We start from the raw sequence: 23,288 nt of genomic DNA on the forward strand, positions 1-23,288 counted from the left end.
ATAATGGTCACATCTTTGATGTGGCCATTATTGCTTTCGAACCGGTAACAGATTAATTAATACCAATCTGAGCGATCGTGGTGCATTCAACAATCAATGCCTCCATGAATACCTCCCCAAACCCCTGACTTTCGGATTTGCTGGCATTTCAGAGGTTTTCCGCATTTCTGGCGGCATCTGCAGGTCTGCTCCGTCAACGCGCAGTAATGCGTGCCGTTTCCGATCCGGTAAGAAAAACAACGCTGCTGTGCAGAGTGCAAAAAACTGTTTGCGTTAATTACTAAAGTTTTAGTACTATGATTTTAGTTGATTGAATTTTACGCAGCAGGAGCCGTTGATGAATATGCCGCTTACCCCCACCGATGCCGAACTCGCGATTTTGCGGGTGCTGTGGCAGCAAGGCCAGCCTTGCACTGTGCGCGAAGTGCACGAAGCCTTGTTACAACAAAAAGAAAACGCCTACACCACCGTACTGAAAATGCTGACCATCATGCATGAGAAGGGCTTAGTGGAGCGTGATGCGTCGGAACGCAGCCATCGCTACAGCGCAGCGTATCCGGAGCCGGAAGTGCAGCAGGCGCTGGTGTCGGATCTATTGCATAAAGCCTTTTCCGGTTCTGCGCTGCAAATGGTGCAGCGGGCGCTGGACAGTCAGCCAGCCAGCGATGCCGAGCTGGATGCCTTAAGCGCGCTGATCGCCGAAGCCCGCCAGCGCCGTCAGTAAATTTTCTGCCAGCCATCGTCACGCTGGTTTTCCAGGAAGGAGTGCAGCAATGATTTCGATTCTGCTAGTACAAAGCGCACTGTGTCAGGCTTTGCTGACCGCGTGCTGGAGCAGCGCCCTGATAGCCGTCGGTGCACTGATGTATTTTCGTCTGGCCCGTCAGCACAGTGCGGCGCAGCGGCACCTGAGCGGCATGCTGTGCATCGCGCTGACGCTGCTGATCCCGCTGAAAGTATTCTTTGCGGTGTTAGTCAACGGTGATGTGCCGGACGCATTACTTACCACGACCGAAGGGTTTGCCGCCGTCGTGCCGCCCGATGTGCTGATACCGGAAGGCAGCGATACGCTGGCACTGGCGGGCTGGATTTCAGTGTTCTGGCTGGCCGGTGTCACTGCCATGGCGCTGCGCTGGACGGTAGCGATGCTGTATCTGCGGCGCTGGCAACAGAACATCAGTACCCGTGTGCCGCCGGAACTCAGCGCGATGCTGCAGACGCTGCGTCAGCAAATGCAGATACGGCGTCAGGTCAGTCTGCGTCTGCTGCAAGAGCGTCTCGAACCGTGGACTGCGCATCTGTGGCATCCGGTGATTGCGCTGCCACAGCAAGTATTACAGCAATTACCTGTGCAGCATGTGCGTGCCATTCTGGCGCATGAACTGGCGCACATCCGCCGCCTTGACTGGTTGTGGAACCAGATACAGTTGCTGGCGGAAACCATCCTGTTTTTTCATCCTGCAGTCTGGTGGTTATCGAAGCAAATCCGTACCGAACGTGAACATGCGACTGATGATCTGGCGCTGCGCTGCACCGGGACCGATCCGCTGATACTGGCGGAAGCACTGACCATGCTGGCGCGGCTGCAGGGACAGCAACAGCGCGGTCGCAACAGCAGCTGGCAACTTGCCACCGTCAGTCAGGCACAGGATGATGCGGGGAAAGGCAGCCGTTTCCGCCAGCGCATTATGCGTCTGCTGAACCAGCCGGATGGGCCCGCAGTACGCTTCAGCATGCCGCTGGCAGTGCTGATGGCCTTAAGTTTCACCGGCGGTGTGGTGGTGGCTCCGGTATTACCCGATATGGTTCTGAAAGCAACCCAGATCCAGATCGCCACCGCACCGGAGATTCCTGAATTGCCTTCGCTGCCGGAATTACCTGCATCCCCGACACTGCCATCGTTGCCGCAAGCGCCGGATGTACCGCAAGCACCGGAATTACCGGCCGCTATTCCGCCGCTGTCCGAATCCGAACCGTATCAGGCCGTACTGGCGCAGTTGCAAAATGACCCCGGTATCCGCCGCCATGCCGGAGCAGATCTGCAATTCGGCAAGCCAGTGTACGGACGCATCTATATTCGGGAACACTGGTTTGAACCCGGCACAAGTTACGTGAAATATCACATTCCGGTCAGCGGCAGTCAGGGCACAGCAATGGTGGTAGTGCATGCGACCAAACCGGACAAAGTCTGGAAAGTCGACAGCATTGATCTGGAAGCCTTACCAAAACCCGCAGCATCCGCCCCGGCCTGAGTTTTTCCCCACCGCAGCATCAGCAGCGTAGCGGCACATCGGTGCCGCTTTTTTAAAAACCAATCTACTAAATATTTAGTAGATGATGAACCACACCAAACCATGAAGGAGATCCTGTGAAAAACCGATTCCACTATTCTTATCTGGCCTCTGCCATCGCTGCAGGTTTGCTGTTATGCAGTGTCGGTGCGCAGGCAGCCGGCGAGCTGAGTGCCGATCAGCGTAAAACCAGCCTGTATCAGCTGGCCGATCTGGTTGCATCGAATTATGTGTTCCCGGACAAAGGCGCACAGCTTGCGTCTGAAATACGCAAACGTGCCGATCAGGATGCGTACAAAGAAATGGTCAGCCCGCAAGCGTTTGCTGAACGTCTGGGGAAGGATTTGCAGTTGCTGAGTCATGACAAACATTTCCGGGTTAATTTTGCGCCGGAGTTTGTACCGGATGCCAAACCGTTTCAGGGACCAACGGCCGCAGAAATTATCGAAATTAAAGGCGATGCGGCGATGCGCGCATTCGGTATCGGCCGCCTGGAACGCTTGCCTGGGAATATCGGCTTTCTGGAAATTCGCGGTTTCGGGCCGACTTTTTCTGTTGCCAAAGCCTATGAAGCTGCGATGCTGATTTTATCCGGCACCGATGGCCTGATTCTGGATTTACGCCGCAATCACGGCGGCAGCCCGGAATCGGTGGCGCTGCTGATGAGTTATTTCTTCCCCGAAGGCGATAACCGGCTGATTAACAGCATTTATAACCGTCCGGAGAACAGCACCCGCGCATTCTGGACGCAGGATAATCTGCAAGTCCGCTATGCCGGCAAAGTCGCGGTACTGACTTCATCGGACACGTTTTCCGGCGGGGAAGAGTGTGCCTATGATTTTCAAACCCATCAGCGCGGCGTGGTCGTCGGTGAAACCAGCGGCGGTGGCGCGAATCCTGTCGCACCTTACAGCATCAAAAACGGACTGGTCGCAGCGATTCCGTTTGGCCGTGCAGTGAATCCGGTCACAGGCACCAACTGGGAAGGCAAGGGCGTGCAGCCGGATATCCGCGCTAAAGCAGCCGACGCTTTGCCGGTCGCCTATCAGCATTTACTGCAACAACTGCTGGAAAAACCGCGCGACGATGAACACCGCGACACCCTGAAAAAAACACTGGAAAAAGCCCGCTCTCCGCAAACCCTGTTTCCCGTGTATTACCCCGGCTGAACCCGTTGATACGCCAATCATTGTGCCGGATACCGCATCCGGCCATTTTTTTACCTGCCCGCTCAGCCAGTGTTTCTGCGGACGTCCGTGAAAAACCTGCTTTTTTCTGTGCTGAATGCCGCATTCTGGCAAAAAAAGACTGAAAACGGGCTGAGCCACGGACATCAGCACGCCTGCACTTAGCTTGGAACCGTCGCGGCAGGCATTGTCAGCCGTTGCGCTGGCAGGCGGGAAGCGCCGGCATGTGAGACGATTTCATCAAAAATCCGGCGCGCATCCTGCTGAATATCGTCAGCGATGCCTGCTTCTGCAAACAAATCCAGCCCGTTCGGCTCAGTCAGACAGCCTTCCCGCAAACGGGTCTGACGGCGATCGGGACTGCTGTCCACATACATAGGCACCAGTTCCTGCTGCAATAAATCCGCCAGCAATAAATTATGCGAGGAGACAATCACCCAGCCTTTTTTTGCCAGATGACGCAGCACCGCAGTGGCGCCTGCCATTGATTCCAGATAATTCGTGCCACGGAAAATTTCATCCACCAGTTGTAAGGTCGGGCCGGATACCGGATGCGAAAGTAAAGTCTGCGCACGCCGTAGTTCACTGCGGTAGGTACTTTCACCATCTGCCAGTGAATCATTATTCTGCATGCTGCTGATGACGGTGATGTCCGGCAGGCTGGCGGTGCGCGCAAATGCGAAGCCAAATGCACTGGCCAGCAAGGTATTTAATCCCAGCATTCTTAAGAAAGTACTTTTACCCGCAGCATTTTTTCCGCTCAGAAAAATACCCCTGCGGCGTAATGTCACAGAAACCGGTGCACAGTCGTTGACCAGCGGATGACGCATGTCTTCAAACTGCAGCTTTTGCTGATCTGCCGGACTGACCCAGCAATGCGCCTGGGTCTGTAAATGGCTGGCAAGCGCCGTCTTGGCATCCGCGTGAGCCACTTTGGCATAGCATTGCTGCAAAAAAGCCAGTTGCTGCCTGACCAGCTGCAAAGTGCGGAAATAATGACGGATGTTGTCCAGAAAAAACCATTGCATATACAACTGCAACAGAGGAAACATGGCGTATTTTTTGCGGCGCAAGCCCTTCATCACACGCAAGGCTTGCCGTGGCTGATCTGCGTCGCCGGTGCCGGGTAAGGTGCTGAACACGTGCAGCATCCATTGCAGGGTACGGGTTTGCGCAGAGAACTGTTCTGCCGCCTGCTGATAGCTGACCTGTACGATCATCATCAGCATCCACGCGATAAGAGCCAGTGCCAGTGCAGGCATCCAGCCCTGTACGATGGTCAGTAACAGCAGACCCAGCATCAGCAGCGGCAAACTCAGTAAATACGCATGCCAGCGCGGCGGCGATTGCATTTTTCCGGCAAACAAGGTCGTGGCTACCTCCGCTTCGGCACGACGCAAAGGCGCACAAAGGGCTGTCAGTTGCTGTGTTTGCGCCGCGTTTTCGGTCAGTTGCCGGAACTGTGCTTTTTCTGCCGGTGCGGTATGACCGCAACGCAAACGGGCATACAGATACTGACGCCCGAAAATACTGCCGTGTTGCCCGACTTCAGCCAGATAATCATCACATAAGACATCACGCCAGGTCTGTTCATCGCATTCGCCGTCATGCGGCTGTGCCTGGTGGTATGCAGCCAGTTCATGCGGCATCCAGCGTGGCTCGGATGGCTGTGGCGCCAGTTGCAGCCATGACCAGAAGCGCCGCATGCGGGATAGTAAAAAGCCTGCCACCTGTTTCTCCTGAAGATGAATGAAAACGCTGTGATGCAGGCGTTGGTGTGCGCCATATTTGGAGCTCTGCTATTTATTCAAGATGCATAACAGACAAATATGTTGTTATTTCATCAGCCAGCGGCAAGCCAGTGCGGCACATCGTGTACAGTGAAAAAGGCACAAATACACAACAAATCCCGGGCAAGCATCACTATTCACGGAGAATTTCAGCATGGCATCGCGTTTTGATTTGCAGTATTTACGGCATCACGAACACCGTTCTCAGCTGGGCTGGCTGATGCTGCGCCTGACAGTGGCCGGCATTATTGCGGCACATGGCTGGACCCGCGTTTTCAATGGCGGCGTGCTGCCGTTCGGTGAATTTCTGAATGGTCACGGTTTTGTGATCGGCACGGTGCTGGCAATGCTGGTAACCGGCAGTGAAATTATCGGATCGGTGCTGCTGATACTCGGCAAACTGGTCACGCCGCTGGGGTTACTGTTTGCGTTTATTTACGGCATGGGCATAGTGCTGGTGCATGCCAAAGAAGGCTGGTTTGTGGTCGGCCCCGGCAGCGGCGGCGCTGAATACAGCGTGCTGCTGATCGTGTCCTTTCTGGCGCTGGCACTGCATCACTATCCGCAGGCAAAGCTGCGACTGGTGACAAACCATCAGGATGCTGCAAATCAGCGCGGTCATCAGCGTTGAAATTCTGCATGACATGACATTTCTGAAGATGCCGCTTTCTGCATGCGCTTGCTGACAACACCCGGATTGTATGCCGTGGAGCGGGCAAGCGCTATGCAGATTACCGCTTTTCACAGGTTCACTGCTCTGCAGCACGTAGCAAAAAAATAAGGAAACACCGGAACCTTGTTTGTCCGCTCTTGTCTGATGTGGCATTCCGTTGACTCCAGTGCGGCGCAGACTTTTCATGCATCCATCCCGATATTTCCAGCTTGCTGTCTTACCCCGATTGCTTTGCGCTGTCTTTACGATCAGCGCAGCAACGCTGGCTGTGGCCAGCGATGAACTCAGCGCGGTGGACAAGCCCCAAGTCAAAACCAGTACCGATAAAAACAATGCGATCAGCGGTGCGGAAGATGGTTTCGGTAACCAGTCCGGCAAAGAATCGATAGGTATTTACGACGATGGCAATGTGCGCGGCTTTTCTCCGTCCAAAGCCGGTAATCTGCGTATCGAGGGCATGTATTTTGACCGTGCCGCCTATCTGGGACATTTGCTGACCGATGGTTCGAAAGTCAGAGTCGGTGCCACTGTCAGCGGCTATGCCTTTCCTGCGCCGACCGGCATCGTCGATTATGAACTCCGCAAAGCCGGTGATCAGCGCGAATGGAATATCGGCATGGAAATGGAGCAGTCAGCACGCGGACGCGGTGACCGCGCCACCGATGTGAATCTGTTGCTGCCACTGAATCCGGGCAACGAGGGGCTGCGTTACGGCGTCTCGGTCGCGGGCTCTTTGTATCAGGAAATCACACCAGCGCGCGAAGCGTCGTTTTACCGTTCCGCTGCCGTAGTTGGCCGTATCCGTTCGGCGCAGGGTGCTGCTGCACCGTTTGAAATCCTGCCGTTTTACAGTCTGGATCAGACACCGTACGAAACACCGCATCCTTACTGGCAAACCACAGACGGCCGCTTACCGCCTTCCTCAGTGCTGCATCTGGCCTATCCGGCAGCCTTACATGCACCGTGGCTGCGCTCTTCCGGTAATGCGCGCACCTACGGCATCATGGCCCATCAGCAACTGGCAGCAGACTGGCAATGGCGCGCCAGCCTGATACGTTCGCATGCAAAACAGCGTCATACCTACGATCAGGTGATCACACAGACTGCACCATCGGTCTGGCAGCGCAGTCTGATTGCAGAACAGGGCAATGAGCGCGATTCACGCAGTGCAGAGCTGCGCCTAGGCAAACGCTGGCTTACCAACGACAGCACGCACTGGCTGCATCTGATCTGGCGCAGCAGACAAGCGCAATACCGCTATGGCGGCGAAGCAGATATCGATGCAGGGCCGGTTTCTGCAGACAGCGGCTTACCGGCGCTGAGCCAGAGTGGCCCGTTTATCTATTCTGAAAAATCCCGCGATTCGGTGCAGCAAAGCAGTCAGGGACTGGCTTACGCCTGGCAGCATACGCAGTGGACAGTGAATCTGGGACTGATGCGCACCCGCTATGAAAAGCAGACACGCAGTGCATTGCAGCCGGAGCACCGTATCGAAGAACAGCAAAACCAGCCTTACTGGAATATCAGCCGCAAACTCGGTGATGCGTTTTCCGTGTATGCGGGCCAGACGCAGGGCGTGGAGGAAAGCGGTGTCGCGCCGGTCAGCGCCAGTAACCGCTTCGAAGTGCTGCCGCCTATCCGTACCCGTCAGCATGATCTGGGCGTGCGCTGGCAGGGTAGTCTGCACGGTCAGCCATTCAATGCGGTACTCGGTTATTTCGATGTCAGCAAACCCTACTACGGCTATAACACAGCGCAGGCATTCGCCCTGACCGGTACGGTGCGCCATCGCGGACTGGAAGGCAGTATCGCCGGTAATCTGCATCCGCAACTGAATATGGTGATGGCGGCCGTATGGCAGGATGCCACGCTGAACCGCACACAAAGCAATGCTGCCGATGCACGCCCCGCCGGCAGTATTCCGCTGGAATGGCGCAGCTATCTGGATTACCACCCGCAACAACTGGCGGATACTTCGTTTGATCTCGCTCTGCAGTACAGCGGGCCGCAAACCACTTCTGAAACCACCGGCACCCGTTTGCCGAAAAAAATGCTGGTACAGCTCGGTGCCCGCTACCAGTTCCGCATGCTGGATATGCAGGCGCAATTACGTCTGCAAGTGTCGAACCTGTTTAACCGCGACAACTGGAACGTCGACAGCGAAAACAGCTTCCAGCAAGGCAAACCCCGCACCTGGCGGCTGGTACTGACGCTGAGCCAATAAGCAGAGCAGGGGGCGCATCGACCGCAGACTGTGCAGCGATCCGCATCTGGCATAAAAAACACCTGCCCGGAGCGCCACTGTTTCTGCGGACGTCTGTCAAAAATACGGTTTTTGCTGTGCAGAACACCGCATTTAAGGGATTTTCCGCCTTTTGGAAGCCTGCCAGTCGTCTACGCCAGCACTTGCTGAAAACGCAGCGAGCTGGCCAGCAAACCCTGACGGTAATAGAACCGGTGCGCCAACGGATTATTCAAACCGGTATCCAGTACAATTTTGGCGCAACCGGATGTTTCTGCAATCACGCGGCACTGCTGCATGATCGCCTCGCCAATCCCCTGCCGCCGGACAGTGGCATCACAGACTAAATCTTCCAGATACAGATAACGTCCGTGCACCAGATTTTCCTGTATCCGGAAACTCGCAACCGCCACAACCTCACCGGCTTTCTCCACCGTCAGCAAACGGTAACCCGCCGGTCTCACCCGCTGCCAGTAAGCTTCAAGTTGTTCCAGCGATGTCAGCGCAGGCCGCAGTTGCTGCAACACAGGGAAAACACGTGACAGCGCAGAAGCCTCCGTCATTTCTGAAAAGACCAGTTGATCCATGACCGCACTCACTGCGCTGGCGGCGGTGTAAATCCCAGCGGGCCGGCGATACGGTTCCAGGCATTGATATGGGCGATTGCCAGCGTCAGGTGCACACAATCTGCTTCGGAGAAGTGTTCACGCAAACGTGGCATCAGTGCCGGATCGGGCAGGGCGGGCGTGCTGGTCAGCGCTTCTGTCCATGCCAGCGCCGCTTTTTCGGAGGCGCTGAACAAAGGCGATTCCTGCCATGTGGCCAGTTGATCGAGCTGTGCCTGCGGCACTTTCAGCGAACGTGCCAGATTCACATGGTATTGCAGGCAAAATGCGCATCCGTTTTTCTGTGAGGCACGGACTTTCACCAGCTCGGTCAGTTGCGGCGATAAGCCACTGTCTTTGATCGCTTGCCCGAACTGACCGAGTGCGGCTGTCGCCGCAGGATGCTCTTGCTGCAGTCGGGAATAGGAAAAGCCGGATGTTGGCGCTTGCGTTGTCATATCTGCTCCTTGTTCAGAAAAAATCGTCTGTGCGATAATATCAGTGTTCGAATATCATATCAGAGCCCTGATATTATGCAAAATAATCAAGAAAATCCGGTTCCGGGCACAGGTGAAGGCAAACGCGGGCCGAATGGCTATGCCGGATACCTGTTACGTCAGGCCGCACAGGCGCACCGCAGCTATATCGAAAACAGTCTGGCACCACTGGGGCTGACCCTGCCGCAATTCTCAGTCCTGACCATGCTGCAAGCCTATCCCGGTTGCTCGAACGCGGATCTCTCACGTTTGTCGTTGCTGACGCCGCAAACTGTCAGTCTGATTGTCAGTAATTTGCAAAAAGCCGGTACCATACAGCGCGAAAAACATGCGACTCACGGCCGGATTCAGCAAATTGTTCTGACAGAACACGGTAAAACCCTGCTGCATCAGGCTCGGATACAAGTCATGCAGGCTGAGCATGAAATCATGTCCGGCTACAGTGAGGATGAACAGCAAACGATACGGCGCTGGCTCAGCGACCTTGCCGTGCGCCTGTCCGTTCAGGCGAACGCAGAAAACCCATCACTCCCCGCACAATCTGAAAGGAAAGATATGCAATTTGCAGAACGACTGGCCACACTGCCAGCAATCGACCATTTACGCGGCTTACGTTTGAAAGACGGCGATCAGGTGATCGCTGAAATTCTGAATCAGCCAGGTTCGGCTGGCAGCGTGCGCGTCTATCACGCACTGTTTCAGCAATTCGGCAGTATCAGCAAAGAGGCCGCGGAAACCGGCATTAACTGGTATGCAGAACACACCGCAGATGCACATCAGCATCCGGGCAAACATCCGAATATCGACCGGCTGATCGCGATCAGCGCCGGTCAGCTGCCTGTACTGCAAGTGGAACTGATCCCCGCATGATCTGAGGAATATATCTGCACGCACTGTGCAGACGTAAAAAAACCGGCCTGCAAGCGGCCGGTTTTTTATTTGTTCAATCCAGCGAATTAATCGCGGCTGATAAAAATACGCAGTACGTACCAGAACATCAGCGCAACGGAAGCAAACAATTGCAATGCTGCACCGACATAGCGATCTTCCGGATAATGGTGAATGACTTCCGAAGCGTCATACAAAATCGCAGCACCGGCAAAACCGACCATGGCGACACTGAAAATAATGCCCAGTGTGAAACCAAAAATCGCGCTGCAGATGATCAGCACAATCGCGACCAGACCAGCCCATTTCAGAATGGTACCGAGGAAGGAAAAGTCTTTACGGGATACGTAAGCCACACCAACCAGACCCAGCGTTGCCAGTACAGTAATCAGACCGGCATTCGCAATCGCGCCCGGTGCAACTTTGCTCGCCAGCGTCAGTAATGGCACAAAAATCACCGCTTCCGCCAGAATGTAAGCGCCCAGCGCCAGATACTGGCTGCTCAGGCTTTCCGCAGTATGCGCGGCACGGGTTGCAATCCAGCCGACGATCATGAATGCGCCGAGAATTGCCATCCACGGCACAAATTTCAAAGCGCCCAAGATGACATTTGCAATACCGGAAGTAAAAAAGAACACTTCCAGCGCGGTAAAGGCCAGTAAGGCACCACCCAAGTGATTAAACACTTTGGCGATAAAACGTTCACGTGAACCGCCAAACGAATGTTCGCTGCCTGCGAGTTGCATAATGAATTCCCCTGAAAAGTGATTGTTGTAGCGCTGATTTTACATTGTTTTGCAAATTTGCCTACATAAAACCGAGGATTGGCAACAGTCAGCGTGTTTGTGCGAGCTGGTTCACAACGGCGCAATACGATTGCTGAACATCAGCCCGCGCCATTAAGCCACTGTGCCCGGCACCGGCAATATTCATAAACTGTTTGTCTGCGGAAGGAATCGCATTAAACACTGCCAACCCCAGTTCCGCCGGTGTCTGCTGATCTTTCTCACCACTGATCACCAGTACTTTGCCGCGATACTGACTGACCGCTACCCTGTTATCAATCTCAAGAATTGATGGCGCATAGCTGACTTTCGTAAACGGGCGCAATAACCACGGCGTCATCAGCGGAACAACTTCATCCACCCGCGTTGCAGTCGTTTCCAGTACCAGTCCGTCTGGCTGACGATGCTGCGCGATATAGCCTGCCATAAAGCTCCCGAGCGAATGGCCATGCACAATCAGTTTTCCCTGAACACGGGAACGTACTTCGTCATAAATCTTCAGCGCATCCTCTTTCAGGGATTTTGTATCCGGCGTTCCAGTTGTACGCCCGTAACCGCGGTAATCAAAGGTGTACAGCGGAACAGCGCAGTTAGCGGTATTTCGCAGCAAAAACGGAATATTGTCATCCGCATGAGATAAATTGCCACCGAAATATAAGACCGTTACGCCATCTAAAGTTTTGGGTGGTAATGCCTGAATGCCTTTCAGCACCTGCTGATCAGCCGACTGTAACTCAATATCATTCAGTGTGGCACCGGGACTCGCCTTCTGAATTTTTTCAGTACTAACCGGACCGCTGTACTGATAACCCGTTGCACTGTCCGGACGTAAAAAAGCATTATCCGGAACGTGAATATTCATACATCCGGTAAGCGTTGTTCCTGCTAGCAGGGTCAGTGAAACAGCAGGGAAAAGTCTTGCCATCGGTGTCTCCGTCTTGTCGGTTTTGATTATTAATCGTTAAATCTAATCACAATTGTCACTGCTATTCAAATTACATGAGATAAAACACCAGCAATATGCCGTTTTCGTCCGGATATCAGTGTATTCGATGCCGCTTATGGCTCCCGAAAAACGAAAAAAGTACCGCAGGCTTCACTGAGCTGCATTCTGAGAAGAGATCCCGGATATATGCGCGTGCAACTGAACAACGACAACATTAAGATGCGGCAACTAAAACGCATAAGGAGATAACGGTGAAAACAACTCAGACAACCCGTCGGTGGGTGCAGGCAGTAATTGCCTTCGGGATCATATGTACCGGTACTGCCAATGCAGCCGAAAGCAGCACTTCCACAATTGACAGCACCGTAGCGTGTTTCCGTGAACAGGGCTTACAAATCAGTGATCTGACAAAACGGCAGAATGGTGTCTCTTACCGTACCGTTCAGACTTCACAAGGTGCAGAGAAAGTCTCAGTAACGGATGGCGTGAGATTTTTCTGGAGCGCAGCAGGGCAGCAATTCCGGGTAAAACTGCATCTGGAACAATCTGCAAACGGCCAGCTTGCCTCCGATACAGAAGTCATTTCAAGGGAATATCAGAAATTCGGTGCCACACCGGAGACCATAATACGTATTGTCAGCCCTGCGTTAACAGAGCTGGGGTTGCGTATGCCGGTACTCAGTGCAGGACTGGTCGGAGTTCACAGCCTGATTTCTGTAAAGCATCAGCAGATTCTGACCATGTATATCAACTGGTTACCAACACAGGACTCATCACAGGATAGTGAAGCAGTCTATTCTGCGGCGATGTCAGAATTGCTGAATAAAGCCAAAGCCTGTCTTTGAAACAGGCTTTGTATGTAGTCAGCTCAGGATGAGCTTAAATGCGGTTAATGCAAAAATACCGGCAAACATCCTGTTAATTAAAGTGCGGGTACGTGACGGGCCGCTTAAATAACTGGCAGCCCTCGCTGCCAAGCCTGCGTAGAGCAGATCAAACAACCAGCCAGATATCACGAGACCGGAACCCAGCTTCAGATATTCGGTCGCCAGCATTTCCCCAGGACGAATAAATTGCGGCAAAAAAACTCCGCAAAACATCAGGGCTTTCGGATTCATCAGATTCGTCAGCAAGCCCTGACGAAATGCAACTTTTCCTTCAAACGCCGGTTTATCCTGACTCTGGGTATCACTGCTGCGCAGACTACCGTATGCCAGCCAGATCAGAAATGCCGCTCCTGCAAACTTTGCCACTTCCAGCAATACTGGAAATACGTGAAACAGGGCAGACAAACCCACACCGGATAACACCACGTGTGCAGAGCGGGAAAATGCCAGTCCGGCAGAGGTCCAGACGCCCGCGCGGAATCCACGCTGGATAGCATTATTCATCACCAGCGCCATATCCGGCCCCGGCAATAAAAAAACCGCACAAACTGCACTGAAATATAACAACCAGTGTTCCACAATACTCTCCCTGAATGAAGGTGAGCATTGTACGGAACGCATTCAGATCAATTTCAGCTTTATTCACCACTAAAAACAAGATATATGCATTTTTTATCTAAATTATCAAAATTTTTTGCATATATCATTCAATAAAATGAATAGGGTAAAAACCGGAGCAGGGCGGCAGTGTAAATCTGATTTCCGTTATCTTGCTTTGCCCTGTCTCCTCAAATTCACTCCTCAATGACAGTTCCGGGGGATTTTGTGGCCGCGCTGTTTAATCTGTTGCCTTAATGGATTTCACGGTATTGCCGTGCTCATCCAGCATACTGATCTGAGCCTGGCCATCGGCATTTACGATGAGCAACATACGTGTTCGCCCGCGTGCATCCTTGAGGGCCAGTGCCGATGCTTTATCGCCGGTTGTCCCTAATCGAATACGGTTTTCAGACAAACGTCCGTCAGTACTGAGTTTTTTCCAGTAAGCATCGCGCTCCTGTGGAGATAACTTCGCGGATGCATCGCTGAATGCAGACAAATCGCTGATCGACGTTGTTTCGTAGTAAGGAACGTCATTAATCATAATGGCTGAATTCGCTGACTTTTCATTATTGGTATGTAATAACTGCATTGCCTGATCCTGACGATACCGGTCAAAAGTCAGCGATAATCCTGCGCGAATTTTCCCCTGAGCGTCTCTGCTTCCCTTTTGAATCAAGCCGCCATTTTCATTCCCTTCTTCATCCAGAAACAGCATTCCTGCAAAACTGGCACGATCTGGCCGTGCTATTTCTTTTCCTTGCTCAAACGCCCCCGGGAACTGGGCTTTGTTAGAAATAATCAATCGTTTCGTGCCATCAGGTTCGGCAATATTGATCCTTCCTACGGTGATTTCATCAAAATGCGCTTTCACTGGCCCGTCTTTTGCTCCAGTCAGAAAAACGGTAGTAAAGATTACGACTGCAGCAGAGGCTGCTCCGGAAAAAAATGGTGTTAATTGCCGTTCAGAAATTTTCATACCTGCCCCTCGAATTAATTTTGTTAAACAAAGTGAAATAACAAATTCAGTTTAACAAGGAAATCAGCACAAATTTTCGTGTTGTGATGAATGGCATGTGGCACTGATAAACCACCTGAAATCGCAGATAAACAGTGGTTCCATCGGAGGCAAAGATTTTACTGACTACTAGCGACCAATCTGAATTGCATATAAAACAATGGATATTCTGCATAGTCATTGTTGCCATAAAAGAAATACACATTTACAAATTTACGCAGGAATTGCCTAAAATGCGATGCAAAATGTTCTGTCTGCCCCCGTACAACATGCTGCTCAAGATCGACAAAAACGGCTCTGTACAAAATGACAGCGTTTATGCTGAGGAGAAAGAAGATGACTGATCCATTAACCGACAGCCTGCTTTTGCTGTTTTCAGAAAAAGTAAGAGAGCGAAAAGATCCGGTTTCAGCGGTTACAGAGGTCAATGAACAACTCCGTCATCATCGCAGATCCGTTGATGTCGATTCTGCGCAGCAGGCCGGATTAAGAAATATTGGCGCGCTCCATCTTACCCATGTGATTAAACATGCATACGAGAGTCATATTCCTGCCGAGCTCATGGTCAGAGTGTTATCAAAAGCAGGGCATCCGCTCGGTGCGGCCGCTTTTGCAATTCAGAGAAGTTACGGACCAATGACAGCACTTACCCTGATCGATCTTCTGCAAGAAGATGATGTTTTTTCACTGGCCAGCGAATCTGACTTGCATTCAGCTCTGACAGAGACTGGATTCGATCAAGAGCAAATTGTGAATGCACTCTGGATTAAGCGCAGTCAACTGCGATTTTCAGAGGAATCGTCCAACGCAGCGTAAGAGTGCATTTATTTGCATGTAAATTACATCAAATTACATGTAAATTACATCAAGTACTAATGTTTTCTCCGGCGCAAAAAATGGAGCCAGCGTGAAATTCCTTTCATGGTGCGCAATCAAGCAAGAGCAGCATAATTTGTTTTCTCTTTTCTGCATTTAACATTTTGGAATGCAAAACATCCGAACTGAAATTCGGATACCTAATTCAATCGTTACAACAGGGTGTTATCCCACCCGCGTGGCACAAACCTTGCTGTTACTTTACTGTTGAAAAATCAGGGAAAGCCAACAATGCGGGGATGGGCTGGACAATTGATAAGTTCTGTTTCTTTGAACAAAATCACGGAGTGGCCTGGGCTTGCAAGTAATGTACTGTCTGCCAGCCTGATTGGCGCTTATACCACCGCAAGCCTGCCGTCGCGCGACCATATTATCGCCCTAGTGTTGTCTATGCTGTTTGTTAATGCGGGGCAAAGCCTGATATTTATGATACGCCCGAATAGTTCCCCGGTAAGTATCAACAGCCAGTCATTTATCAACAGTATTCCAGTCGGATTGCTTGCTGTTGCCGGCGTTGCACTTGTCTTTGTAGGATGTTTTACGATTCAGTCTTTGTCACGACATGATTCCCGCTGGCTGATCGTCGGACTTTTTGTCCTGATGTCCCTGCAATTTCAATTTTCAGAGCGCCCGATTCTTGCCGTCTTTTTTAGTGCAGCAGTACGTGCGTGCTATTTTTTATTAGCAGGTTTAGTGTTCAGTGACGGTTTTCCAGTATTACTTGTCTGGATAGCCGGGCTTATCTTTACGTTTCACGTTGCCAGTCATTTTGCATCACTGGCCAAGCAAAGTTTTTCTGTCAGAAAAATATGGGCCATTATTCTGATGTTGCCACTCGCAGCCTATGCGACCAGCGGCTTTCATCTGTTTCCAAAACTGCTTGCGACAGAGGCAGCAAGCGGATCTGTGATTTCCGGGATACCGAACCAAAGCATCGTTATGTTTATTTTAATATTGTTTTCGTTTGGAGTACTCACAAAAGCCATTGAAACTTTACTTTATCCAGTACAGCCTGATGCATCAAGAATAGGGCGTGAGTTACTGACTGCTGCAGTCAGTTTGCTGGATGCTGTGGCAATTATTACCGTACTGATTCACCCTCCAATGTGGTTTATATCGCTTTGTTTGCTGGCCTATTTGATTATCCGCGGGCTACAAACATTGTTTTAATCAAAAAACCGAATCAGGCTAAAAAACAACTTTACAGCTTATAAATACGCACAGAATTTAGCCGTTTGCTACCATACTTCAGTACTCAATCAATACAACAACCTGACGCCAAAACATGCTTGCACGCTCTACGGTCACAAAAATCTTTACTGGCTTTATGACGGCTGCAATTGCGCTTTTGCTGAGCGGATGCCTGAAAGACAGCGGGGATGGCAAGGAAATGCCAAGTCTCGCAGAGCGCGATACTCAAGTGGTGAATCACAAAGAGTATTACATCAGCGTATTCTCAACACAAAAAGAAGACAGTGACAGAATCAGTAACTATCTGACGCAGAAACAACTGCGTGTTGTTGCCTCGCAGGAAAACGGCGGCACCCGGATCTTTGCCTATCCTCCACCGGATAAAAATAATCTGGCATTTATCATGGACGAATTTCAGCAAACGCAAAAACTCGCTTTATCGTCCCGTAAACCTGAAGGTACCAAAGTACAGGTTTTCTCAAAACACAACACTGTGAACCCTTGACTCATTTCTGTATTTCGCTTCGCTGGCTGCAGTTCAATTGAAAAAGCTGACCCTGAGTTTCAGGGTCAGCTTTTTTGCACCATGACAAAATCATACATTAATACTATGTATGACGTGCTTGCGCTTTACGGAGCTTTTGCAGCATTCACGGCTGCGGTAGCATCAATAATGCCTGCACCACATGCGGGACAGTTTGCAGGCGGGCGGCGTGAAGTTTTCATAATGATATCTTTTACCTGAGTCTGTGTCAGCTTCGGATTCACCGACAACATTAATGCGATCACACCTGCAACGTGTGGCGTCGCCTGCGAAGTGCCAGCCATTGTCCCGTATGCATTAACCTCTGTAGGCGTCATTGCGGTGTAGCTTGTCTTACCAGATGGCAATGTTGAGTAGATTAAATCACTAGCTGTTGTAAAGCCGCCTCCGGGTGCAGCAATCGTCACAGTGCCACCATAATTCGAATAGCTTGAACGGGCGCCGGCAATATCATTAGATGCGACCGTAATAACACCCGGGCAATTGGCAGGACTGGACAACTTAGCATCAATTGACTCATTCCCGGCAGCAACAACAACGATTGTGCCCGCAGACATGACAGACTGGAATGCAGCAGCCGTTGTTCGACTACAAGCATGAATACCACCTAGCGACAGATTCACGACATTTGCTTTTGTCGTGTTGACCGGCATATTCGGAACCGTCAAACCTGCGGACCACGCTACGGCATCAGAAATATCTGAAGTTGTTCCACCGCACATGCCTAAGACACGTAAAGGGAGTACTTTTGCTAATGGAGCAACACCAGAAATTCCCTTACCATTATTCGCGACTGCAGCAATTGTTCCTGCAACGTGAGTACCATGCCATGTGCTGTCTTCCGCTGCACAACCCGTACCGTCAGACCAGTCACCCATATCAATTGCATCCGGGCCACGAACAGAAGAACCAGTCTGAGGTTTTGGCAAGCGCGCTTTATTGTAGTCGGTAATAAAATTATAACCATACTGCCCTGCGGTACCACCTTGCGCCGGCACAAGATTCGCAGTTAAGTCTTCATGAGGCACGTAACCAGTGTCTGCAAACGCAACAACAATACAATTAAGCTGAGAGAAGATAATGAAGAAATTCACTGAATATCTGAATTTCATGATTTATGTTGTTATGCGACAAACTTTCATTTTGTTTTACATAAGATAAATTCGAGGCATTAAATTAGGTAATTTTCTCGTCACAAAAATAGTATTCAATAAGAAGCTTCATAAAAAACTGAAAAATTCGGAAACTTCGGGCAATTTAGCATCACCTTATTGCCTTTATAGCAACTTTTTCGAATAAAAATCCGTTAAAATGTGCAAAATTAATTCTGCTGCGATCGGTTGAAATTTTGGGCTTGCAAATCGTCCATTCGTCTGATAAAACCTATTGTGCAGCACACAAAACCACCCCTAAAAATGCTCACAGCATCCATACTTACACTGATTGTTTCATTCCTGACATGCTATTTGCTGGTTAATTTTCAGCATATACACGCTCACATATCCACTGACCACGTTGCATCCGGTCCACAAAAAATGCATGCCAGCGCTACCCCCAGAATTGGCGGGCTCCCTGTCATGCTGGCTGTTGTTACCGGCATGGTTTATCTCTACTTCAGCGAACAACAAACAAACAGCTGGTATTTTTTATGCTCGCTACTACCAGTCTGGCTTGCCGGAATGACTGAAGATTTCACGAAAAAAGTCAGTGCACTGAAGCGACTAATAGCTGCATTTGTTTCTGCCTTAGTCGGTATGTGGCTGGTCAATGCCAAGCTGTATCCGTTGAATATTGGTGTAATTGATCAATACACGCAAACTTACATTTTCCTTAATGCGCTGATCATCATGATTGGCGTGGGAGGAACGACTCACTCATTAAATATTATTGATGGCTTCAATGGCCTTGCGAGTGGTGTAACTATGATGCTGCTCGCCGTGATCGCTTTCGTCGCGTATCAGGTAGGAGACAATTTTATCCTTACTCAATCGTTGCTTTTATTATTCGCAACTTTGGGATTTTTCGTCTGGAATTTTCCGGGTGGAAAAATTTTTGCGGGTGATGGTGGTGCCTACCTCTGGGGCTTTGCAATTGCCGAACTGCTCGTTCTGTTAGTAAATCGCAATCCTGCGGTCTCTCCCTGGTTTCCTGTTTTAGTTGTGATCTATCCTGTCTGGGAAACCGTCTTTTCAATTTACAGACGCAAATTTGTTCGCGGCCATCCGGTCGGTGAGCCAGATGCAATACATTTACACAGTTTGATCTATCGCCGACTGGTGAAATGTTCAGATAAAACACCTGCACTCAAAATTCGCCAAAATTCCATGACATCACCTTATCTTTGGCTCGTATCCCTTTTTGGCGCCATCCCTGCCCTTTTTGTGTGGAACAATTCTGCAGGTATATTTATCTTTATGGGCTTATTTGTGTTGATTTACGGTTCTCTTTATTCAATGATTGTCAAATTCAAATTAAAATCATGGATGAAAATTAGCAGAAAAAAGCAAATTGACGTAGAAATTCCAACGCCATCCATCTAATTCAAGGCAACTAGTTTCGGCAAACAAACCCGACTTTGATATGAACTAGTACTCAGATCAAAAATAAGATTATTCCCTATTATGCAGAAATCAATGAAGCAATTTATACCAACGTTAACATTGCTGCTGATCAGCAGTGCATATGCGCAACAAGCTGAACTTACATCTGCCGAGATATCTGCCCTACCGGCTGAGGCATTCAAAACACCTAAAATTTCAAACCAAAACGGCGTTCAAAGCATCTCAAACGAGCCTGTAGTCGCACAACGCGCAGATGCCGGCGGCGTTGGAAAAAACGAAAAAAGTGAATTTCAGGCTTTTGTACAATATTCCACGGGAAAAATTTTAAATTTATATGGTCAGGATTTCTTCTCAGGCAGCCCTTCCAGCTTCGCTCCTTTGCAGAACACACCTTTGCCAACTGACTACGCTTTGGGCCCTGGGGATGAAGTCGTAATCCGTGCATGGGGTGGCGTCGATATCGACTACAAAACTACGATCGACCGTAGCGGTAATATCAGTTTACCTACAGTCGGAACGATTTCTCTCGCCGGCGTAAAAGCGGGTGATGCAGAGTCCGTTATCAAGGCCAGTGTCGCAAAGCTGTATCGTGATTTTTCGATGAATGTTACTTTCGGACGATTACGCGCTATCACAGTATATGTCGTTGGTCACGCAAAACGCCCAGGTTCTTACACCGTCTCTGGTTTCTCCACTTTGGTCACTGCCCTTCTGGCAAGCGGCGGGCCAAATTCAGTAGGTTCAATGCGAAATGTACAGGTAAAGCGTCACGGCAAAACTGTTGGCAACTTAGACATCTACTCTTTCATTGCCAAAGGCGACAAATCCGGAGATGTAAAACTTCAGGACGGAGATACTATTTTCATACCTGCAGCAGTCGGTCACGTTGCACTTACCGGTAAGGTCAATACGCAAGCAATCTACGAACTGAGATCGCAAAATGAGACTCTGAGCAACGTTCTTGAAATCGCTGGCGGTTTGCCAGTTATCGCAGATCCACGTCGCGTGTTTTTGGAACGAATTGATCCGACAAAATCACAACCTCGAAGCGTCGAAGAGTTTAAACTGGACAACCAAGGCTTAAATAGAACTTTAAAAAGCGGTGATATCGTTTCCATCAGCCCTATTACACCAGATTTTTCGAATGCTGTTTCCTTACGCGGTAATGTAAATCAACAACTTCGTATTCCATATACAATCGGAATGCGCATCAGGGATCTGATACCAAACCGAGAAGCTCTGACTACACGAGCTACCATTGCAAGACGAAATTTTGAAGGTCTTGATGTCGCAGCTACAAATCAAAACAGTAATTCAATAGCTGCAAGAATCGGCAATTTGTCCGATGAAATCAACTGGGAATACGCCGTTATAGAACGAACAGATAAAGAAACCCAAAGTATCAGCCTGGTTTCATTTAATCTTGGCCGGGCAATGGCTGATGTCAATAGTCCAGACAATTTAACTCTTCAGTCCGGCGACGTTGTAACAGTGTTTTCGCAAAATGATATTCGTGTCCCTGCGTCAAAGCGAAAAGTTGTTGTGAGAGTAGAAGGAGAAGTTAATATCCCTGGAGTATATGAAATGACTCCGGGTGATACGATTCAGTCCCTAATTACTAAAGCTGGCGGCGCAACAAACAGTGCGTATATTTTCGGCACAGAATTTTACCGTGAACAAGTGCGAAAGGAGCAACAAGCCAATCTTGAAAAAGCGGTTCGACGCCTCGAAGCACAATTACGCTCAGAGAATGCAAAAATCACAACAAACGATACTAGCAATGATGCTGCATTCGCATCGGCAAGAATTCAGGCTGCGAAAGAGTCTAGTGCTAATGCGATTGCTAAGCTCCGTGAATTAAAAGCGACAGGTAGAATTTCGTTGGATTTAGAGTCAAGTGAGAATAACGAAAACTTACTTAAGTTACCTAATTTGAAACTTGAAAATGGAGACCAGCTAGTCATACCTAGTCGTCCCGACTTTATTCATATATTCGGCGCTGTAAATCAAGAATCTTCATTAATTTGGCAAAAAGGTACTACAGTCGATAAATATTTGCAAAATTCTGGATTAACTTCAGATGCAGATACAGATAATATTTTTATCTTACGTGCGAATGGTACCGTTCTTTCTTCGACAGGACGCGGATGGTTTTCTAGCATTAACTCTTATGCTCTGATGCCAGGTGATACCATCGTCATTCCTGAACGCTTAAACAAAGAAACGCCATATAAAACACTGACAAATGGACTGAAAGATTGGGCACAGATTCTTTCCGGATTTGGTATCAGCGCAGCTGCAATTAAAACATTAAGGCAATAAGCATGTCCACATTAGAAAAAGAAAATAAGCAAAATTTAGATGACATGAACATCTCCAATGAAAATGATATTAACGCAATTTACTTATTAATCATAATAGCAAAGCATAAATTCAAAATCCTTACATTTCCAATTATTTTTGGAATACTCGCGTACGGGGTTAGTCTTTTAATTCCGAACACCTACAGGGCGAACACTAAAATCTTACCCCCACAGCAAAGCCAATCAACGGCGTCTGCTATGCTTTCTCAACTTGGCGGACTTGCTGGTAGTGCCGGTGCAGCCTTGGGAATAAAAAACCCAAACGAGCTTTACATCGCACTTTTGAAAAGTAGATATTTAAATGACAAATTAATTCAGAAGTTTGATTTGCAGAAAAAATACGACCAAAAATATATGGAAAATACAAGAACTATATTAAGTTCAAGGTCGTCCATATCTTCTGGGAAAGATGGCATTATCTCAATAGACTTTGATGATCATGACCCTCATTTTGCAGCTGAAATTGCTAATGCATATGTCCAAGAATTAACAGAGCTGACTAGTAAATTAGCATTAACAGAAGCTTCTCAACGACGAGTTTTTTACGAAACACAGTTAGAACGTGCAAAAAATAACTTAAGCGAATTAGAGAAAACTCTGTCCAGCAGCATAGAAGAAAATGGTGTTACAAGTGTAGATATTACAAGCAAAGTTACACTTGAGACAATTGCAAAATTAAGAGCAGCAATCTCGTTAAAACAAATCCAATTAAAATCCTTGGAATCATTCGTTACTCCGAACAGCCCTCAATACAAGCGAGTTAATCAAGAGATACTTGGAATGCAAGAAGAGTTATCAAAGTTAGAGAACGGTAGCTATAACACATCAAAATCTAGTGAAAACTTAACTCTCGGAAAACACGCCATAAATAAAGAAAAAATCATTAAAAACAACAACAATTTACAATTATTAAGAGACTTAAAATATTATCAAATGCTTCATGAAATGCTATCAAAACAATACGAAATCGCGCGTCTCGATGAAGCAAAAGATATTCCCTTGATTCAGATTTTAGACAAAGCAATAGACCCCGAAATAAAAGTAAAACCGCAACGTAGCTTAATTGCCATAATCTTTGCTATGTTTGGATTGCTCTTAGGAATAGGAACTGCATTTCTATCAGAAAGATCCGTTTCTTCAAGCAGCACTCAAAAAATTCGTGATTTAAAAAATATTTAATGCTCGGAAAAATTTGATTCACCCTCAAAAAATAGCCCATTTTATAAATGCTCCAGACTGCTGACAAACACCAAAAGTAAGCGCCTCATCTGAACCGTTTGGACGTCAGCATTAAAAATCTTCAAAGTAGTTCCCGTTGAATATTAGCGGGAACTACTTTGGAAC

At 49.0% G+C, this 23,288-nt stretch carries 21 protein-coding genes; 13 read left to right on the forward strand and 8 right to left on the reverse strand.

The genetic code is table 11. The features are described 5' to 3' along the window. Positions 1-337: 337 nt before the first annotated feature. The 3 genes from KDM89_RS17060 (at position 338) to KDM89_RS17070 (ending at position 3,460) form a co-directional block, all read left to right on the forward strand. Positions 338-724 (forward strand): BlaI/MecI/CopY family transcriptional regulator, encoded by a 387-nt coding sequence (locus tag KDM89_RS17060; RefSeq protein ID WP_212689130.1) that lies wholly within the window; start codon positions 338-340, stop codon positions 722-724. A 49-nt stretch (positions 725-773) separates the two neighbouring features. Next, positions 774-2,252, forward strand: coding sequence for a cytochrome c oxidase assembly factor Coa1 family protein (locus KDM89_RS17065; protein WP_212689131.1), 1,479 nt, complete (start codon positions 774-776; stop codon positions 2,250-2,252). A gap of 116 nt (positions 2,253-2,368) precedes the next feature. Beyond that, positions 2,369-3,460 (forward strand): S41 family peptidase, encoded by a 1,092-nt coding sequence (locus KDM89_RS17070; protein ID WP_212689132.1) that lies wholly within the window; start codon positions 2,369-2,371, stop codon positions 3,458-3,460. Between the two features lie 179 nt (positions 3,461-3,639). On the opposite strand, the gene KDM89_RS22885 is transcribed toward KDM89_RS17070, so the two are convergent. Beyond that, the gene (locus KDM89_RS22885) at positions 3,640-5,208 is read right to left on the reverse strand and encodes a MutS-related protein (RefSeq protein WP_212689133.1); all 1,569 of its coding nucleotides are present in this window, start codon (positions 5,206-5,208) and stop codon (positions 3,640-3,642) included. 214 nt (positions 5,209-5,422) lie between these two features. On the opposite strand from KDM89_RS22885, the gene KDM89_RS17080 reads away from it, so the two are divergent. Both KDM89_RS17080 and KDM89_RS17085 read left to right on the forward strand, forming a co-directional pair. Further along, positions 5,423-5,899: a DoxX family protein gene (locus tag KDM89_RS17080; RefSeq protein ID WP_212689134.1), complete on the forward strand. Its 477-nt coding sequence runs from the start codon at positions 5,423-5,425 to the stop codon at positions 5,897-5,899. 226 nt (positions 5,900-6,125) lie between these two features. After that, positions 6,126-8,165 carry a porin family protein gene (locus KDM89_RS17085; protein WP_212689135.1) on the forward strand — a complete coding sequence of 680 codons (2,040 nt, stop codon included), beginning with the start codon at positions 6,126-6,128 and terminating at the stop codon, positions 8,163-8,165. A 170-nt stretch (positions 8,166-8,335) separates the two neighbouring features. Here the strand turns inward: KDM89_RS17085 and KDM89_RS17090 are convergent, their stop codons facing one another. Continuing rightward, on the reverse strand, positions 8,336-8,770 hold the full coding sequence (locus KDM89_RS17090; RefSeq protein WP_212689136.1) for a GNAT family N-acetyltransferase: 435 nt from the start codon (positions 8,768-8,770) through the stop codon (positions 8,336-8,338). 8 nt (positions 8,771-8,778) lie between these two features. Further along, complete coding sequence (locus tag KDM89_RS17095) at positions 8,779-9,246, reverse strand: carboxymuconolactone decarboxylase family protein (protein ID WP_212689137.1); 468 nt, start codon at positions 9,244-9,246, stop codon at positions 8,779-8,781. Between the two features lie 75 nt (positions 9,247-9,321). On the opposite strand from KDM89_RS17095, the gene KDM89_RS22890 reads away from it, so the two are divergent. Then, entirely contained in the window at positions 9,322-10,155 is an 834-nt protein-coding gene (locus KDM89_RS22890; protein ID WP_329604688.1) for a DUF2322 family protein, read from the forward strand. Between the two features lie 86 nt (positions 10,156-10,241). On the opposite strand, the gene KDM89_RS17110 is transcribed toward KDM89_RS22890, so the two are convergent. Together KDM89_RS17110 and KDM89_RS17115 are read right to left on the reverse strand one after the other, a co-directional pair. Then, a complete protein-coding gene (locus KDM89_RS17110; protein ID WP_212689138.1) occupies positions 10,242-10,919 on the reverse strand; it encodes a Bax inhibitor-1/YccA family protein in 678 nt (225 codons plus the stop codon). Positions 10,920-11,007: 88 nt separating this feature from the next. Next, on the reverse strand, positions 11,008-11,883 hold the full coding sequence (locus KDM89_RS17115) for an alpha/beta hydrolase (RefSeq protein WP_212689139.1): 876 nt from the start codon (positions 11,881-11,883) through the stop codon (positions 11,008-11,010). A 272-nt stretch (positions 11,884-12,155) separates the two neighbouring features. Between KDM89_RS17115 and KDM89_RS17120 the strand changes: the two genes are divergently transcribed. After that, complete coding sequence (locus KDM89_RS17120) at positions 12,156-12,749, forward strand: hypothetical protein (protein WP_212689140.1); 594 nt, start codon at positions 12,156-12,158, stop codon at positions 12,747-12,749. A gap of 18 nt (positions 12,750-12,767) precedes the next feature. Here the strand turns inward: KDM89_RS17120 and KDM89_RS17125 are convergent, their stop codons facing one another. After that, positions 12,768-13,370 (reverse strand): LysE family translocator, encoded by a 603-nt coding sequence (locus tag KDM89_RS17125; protein WP_212689141.1) that lies wholly within the window; start codon positions 13,368-13,370, stop codon positions 12,768-12,770. A 259-nt stretch (positions 13,371-13,629) separates the two neighbouring features. Next, a complete protein-coding gene (locus KDM89_RS17130) occupies positions 13,630-14,370 on the reverse strand; it encodes a hypothetical protein (RefSeq protein WP_230427935.1) in 741 nt (246 codons plus the stop codon). A gap of 375 nt (positions 14,371-14,745) precedes the next feature. Between KDM89_RS17130 and KDM89_RS17135 the strand changes: the two genes are divergently transcribed. The 3 genes from KDM89_RS17135 (at position 14,746) to KDM89_RS17145 (ending at position 16,981) form a co-directional block, all read left to right on the forward strand. Beyond that, complete coding sequence (locus KDM89_RS17135) at positions 14,746-15,225, forward strand: hypothetical protein (protein WP_212689142.1); 480 nt, start codon at positions 14,746-14,748, stop codon at positions 15,223-15,225. A 291-nt stretch (positions 15,226-15,516) separates the two neighbouring features. Beyond that, on the forward strand, positions 15,517-16,455 hold the full coding sequence (locus KDM89_RS17140; protein WP_212689143.1) for a hypothetical protein: 939 nt from the start codon (positions 15,517-15,519) through the stop codon (positions 16,453-16,455). A 115-nt stretch (positions 16,456-16,570) separates the two neighbouring features. Beyond that, entirely contained in the window at positions 16,571-16,981 is a 411-nt protein-coding gene (locus KDM89_RS17145; protein WP_212689144.1) for a hypothetical protein, read from the forward strand. Between the two features lie 125 nt (positions 16,982-17,106). Here the strand turns inward: KDM89_RS17145 and KDM89_RS17150 are convergent, their stop codons facing one another. Beyond that, positions 17,107-18,132, reverse strand: a complete 1,026-nt coding sequence (locus tag KDM89_RS17150) for a S8 family serine peptidase (RefSeq protein WP_212689145.1) — start codon at positions 18,130-18,132, stop codon at positions 17,107-17,109. Between the two features lie 423 nt (positions 18,133-18,555). Here KDM89_RS17150 and KDM89_RS17155 point away from each other — a divergent pair, with 423 nt between their 5' ends. From KDM89_RS17155 to KDM89_RS17165, 3 genes are all read left to right on the forward strand, one after another. After that, positions 18,556-19,560 carry an MraY family glycosyltransferase gene (locus KDM89_RS17155; protein ID WP_212689146.1) on the forward strand — a complete coding sequence of 335 codons (1,005 nt, stop codon included), beginning with the start codon at positions 18,556-18,558 and terminating at the stop codon, positions 19,558-19,560. Between the two features lie 93 nt (positions 19,561-19,653). Continuing rightward, positions 19,654-21,903, forward strand: coding sequence for an SLBB domain-containing protein (locus KDM89_RS17160; RefSeq protein ID WP_212689147.1), 2,250 nt, complete (start codon positions 19,654-19,656; stop codon positions 21,901-21,903). Positions 21,904-21,905: 2 nt separating this feature from the next. After that, on the forward strand, positions 21,906-23,123 hold the full coding sequence (locus KDM89_RS17165) for a GumC family protein (RefSeq protein WP_212689148.1): 1,218 nt from the start codon (positions 21,906-21,908) through the stop codon (positions 23,121-23,123). Positions 23,124-23,288: the final 165 nt, after the last annotated feature.

Origin of the sequence: Cognatundibacterium luofuense, assembly GCF_018139685.1 — a bacterium.
GTDB classification, from domain to species: domain Bacteria; phylum Pseudomonadota; class Gammaproteobacteria; order Burkholderiales; family Burkholderiaceae_D; genus Undibacterium; species Undibacterium luofuense.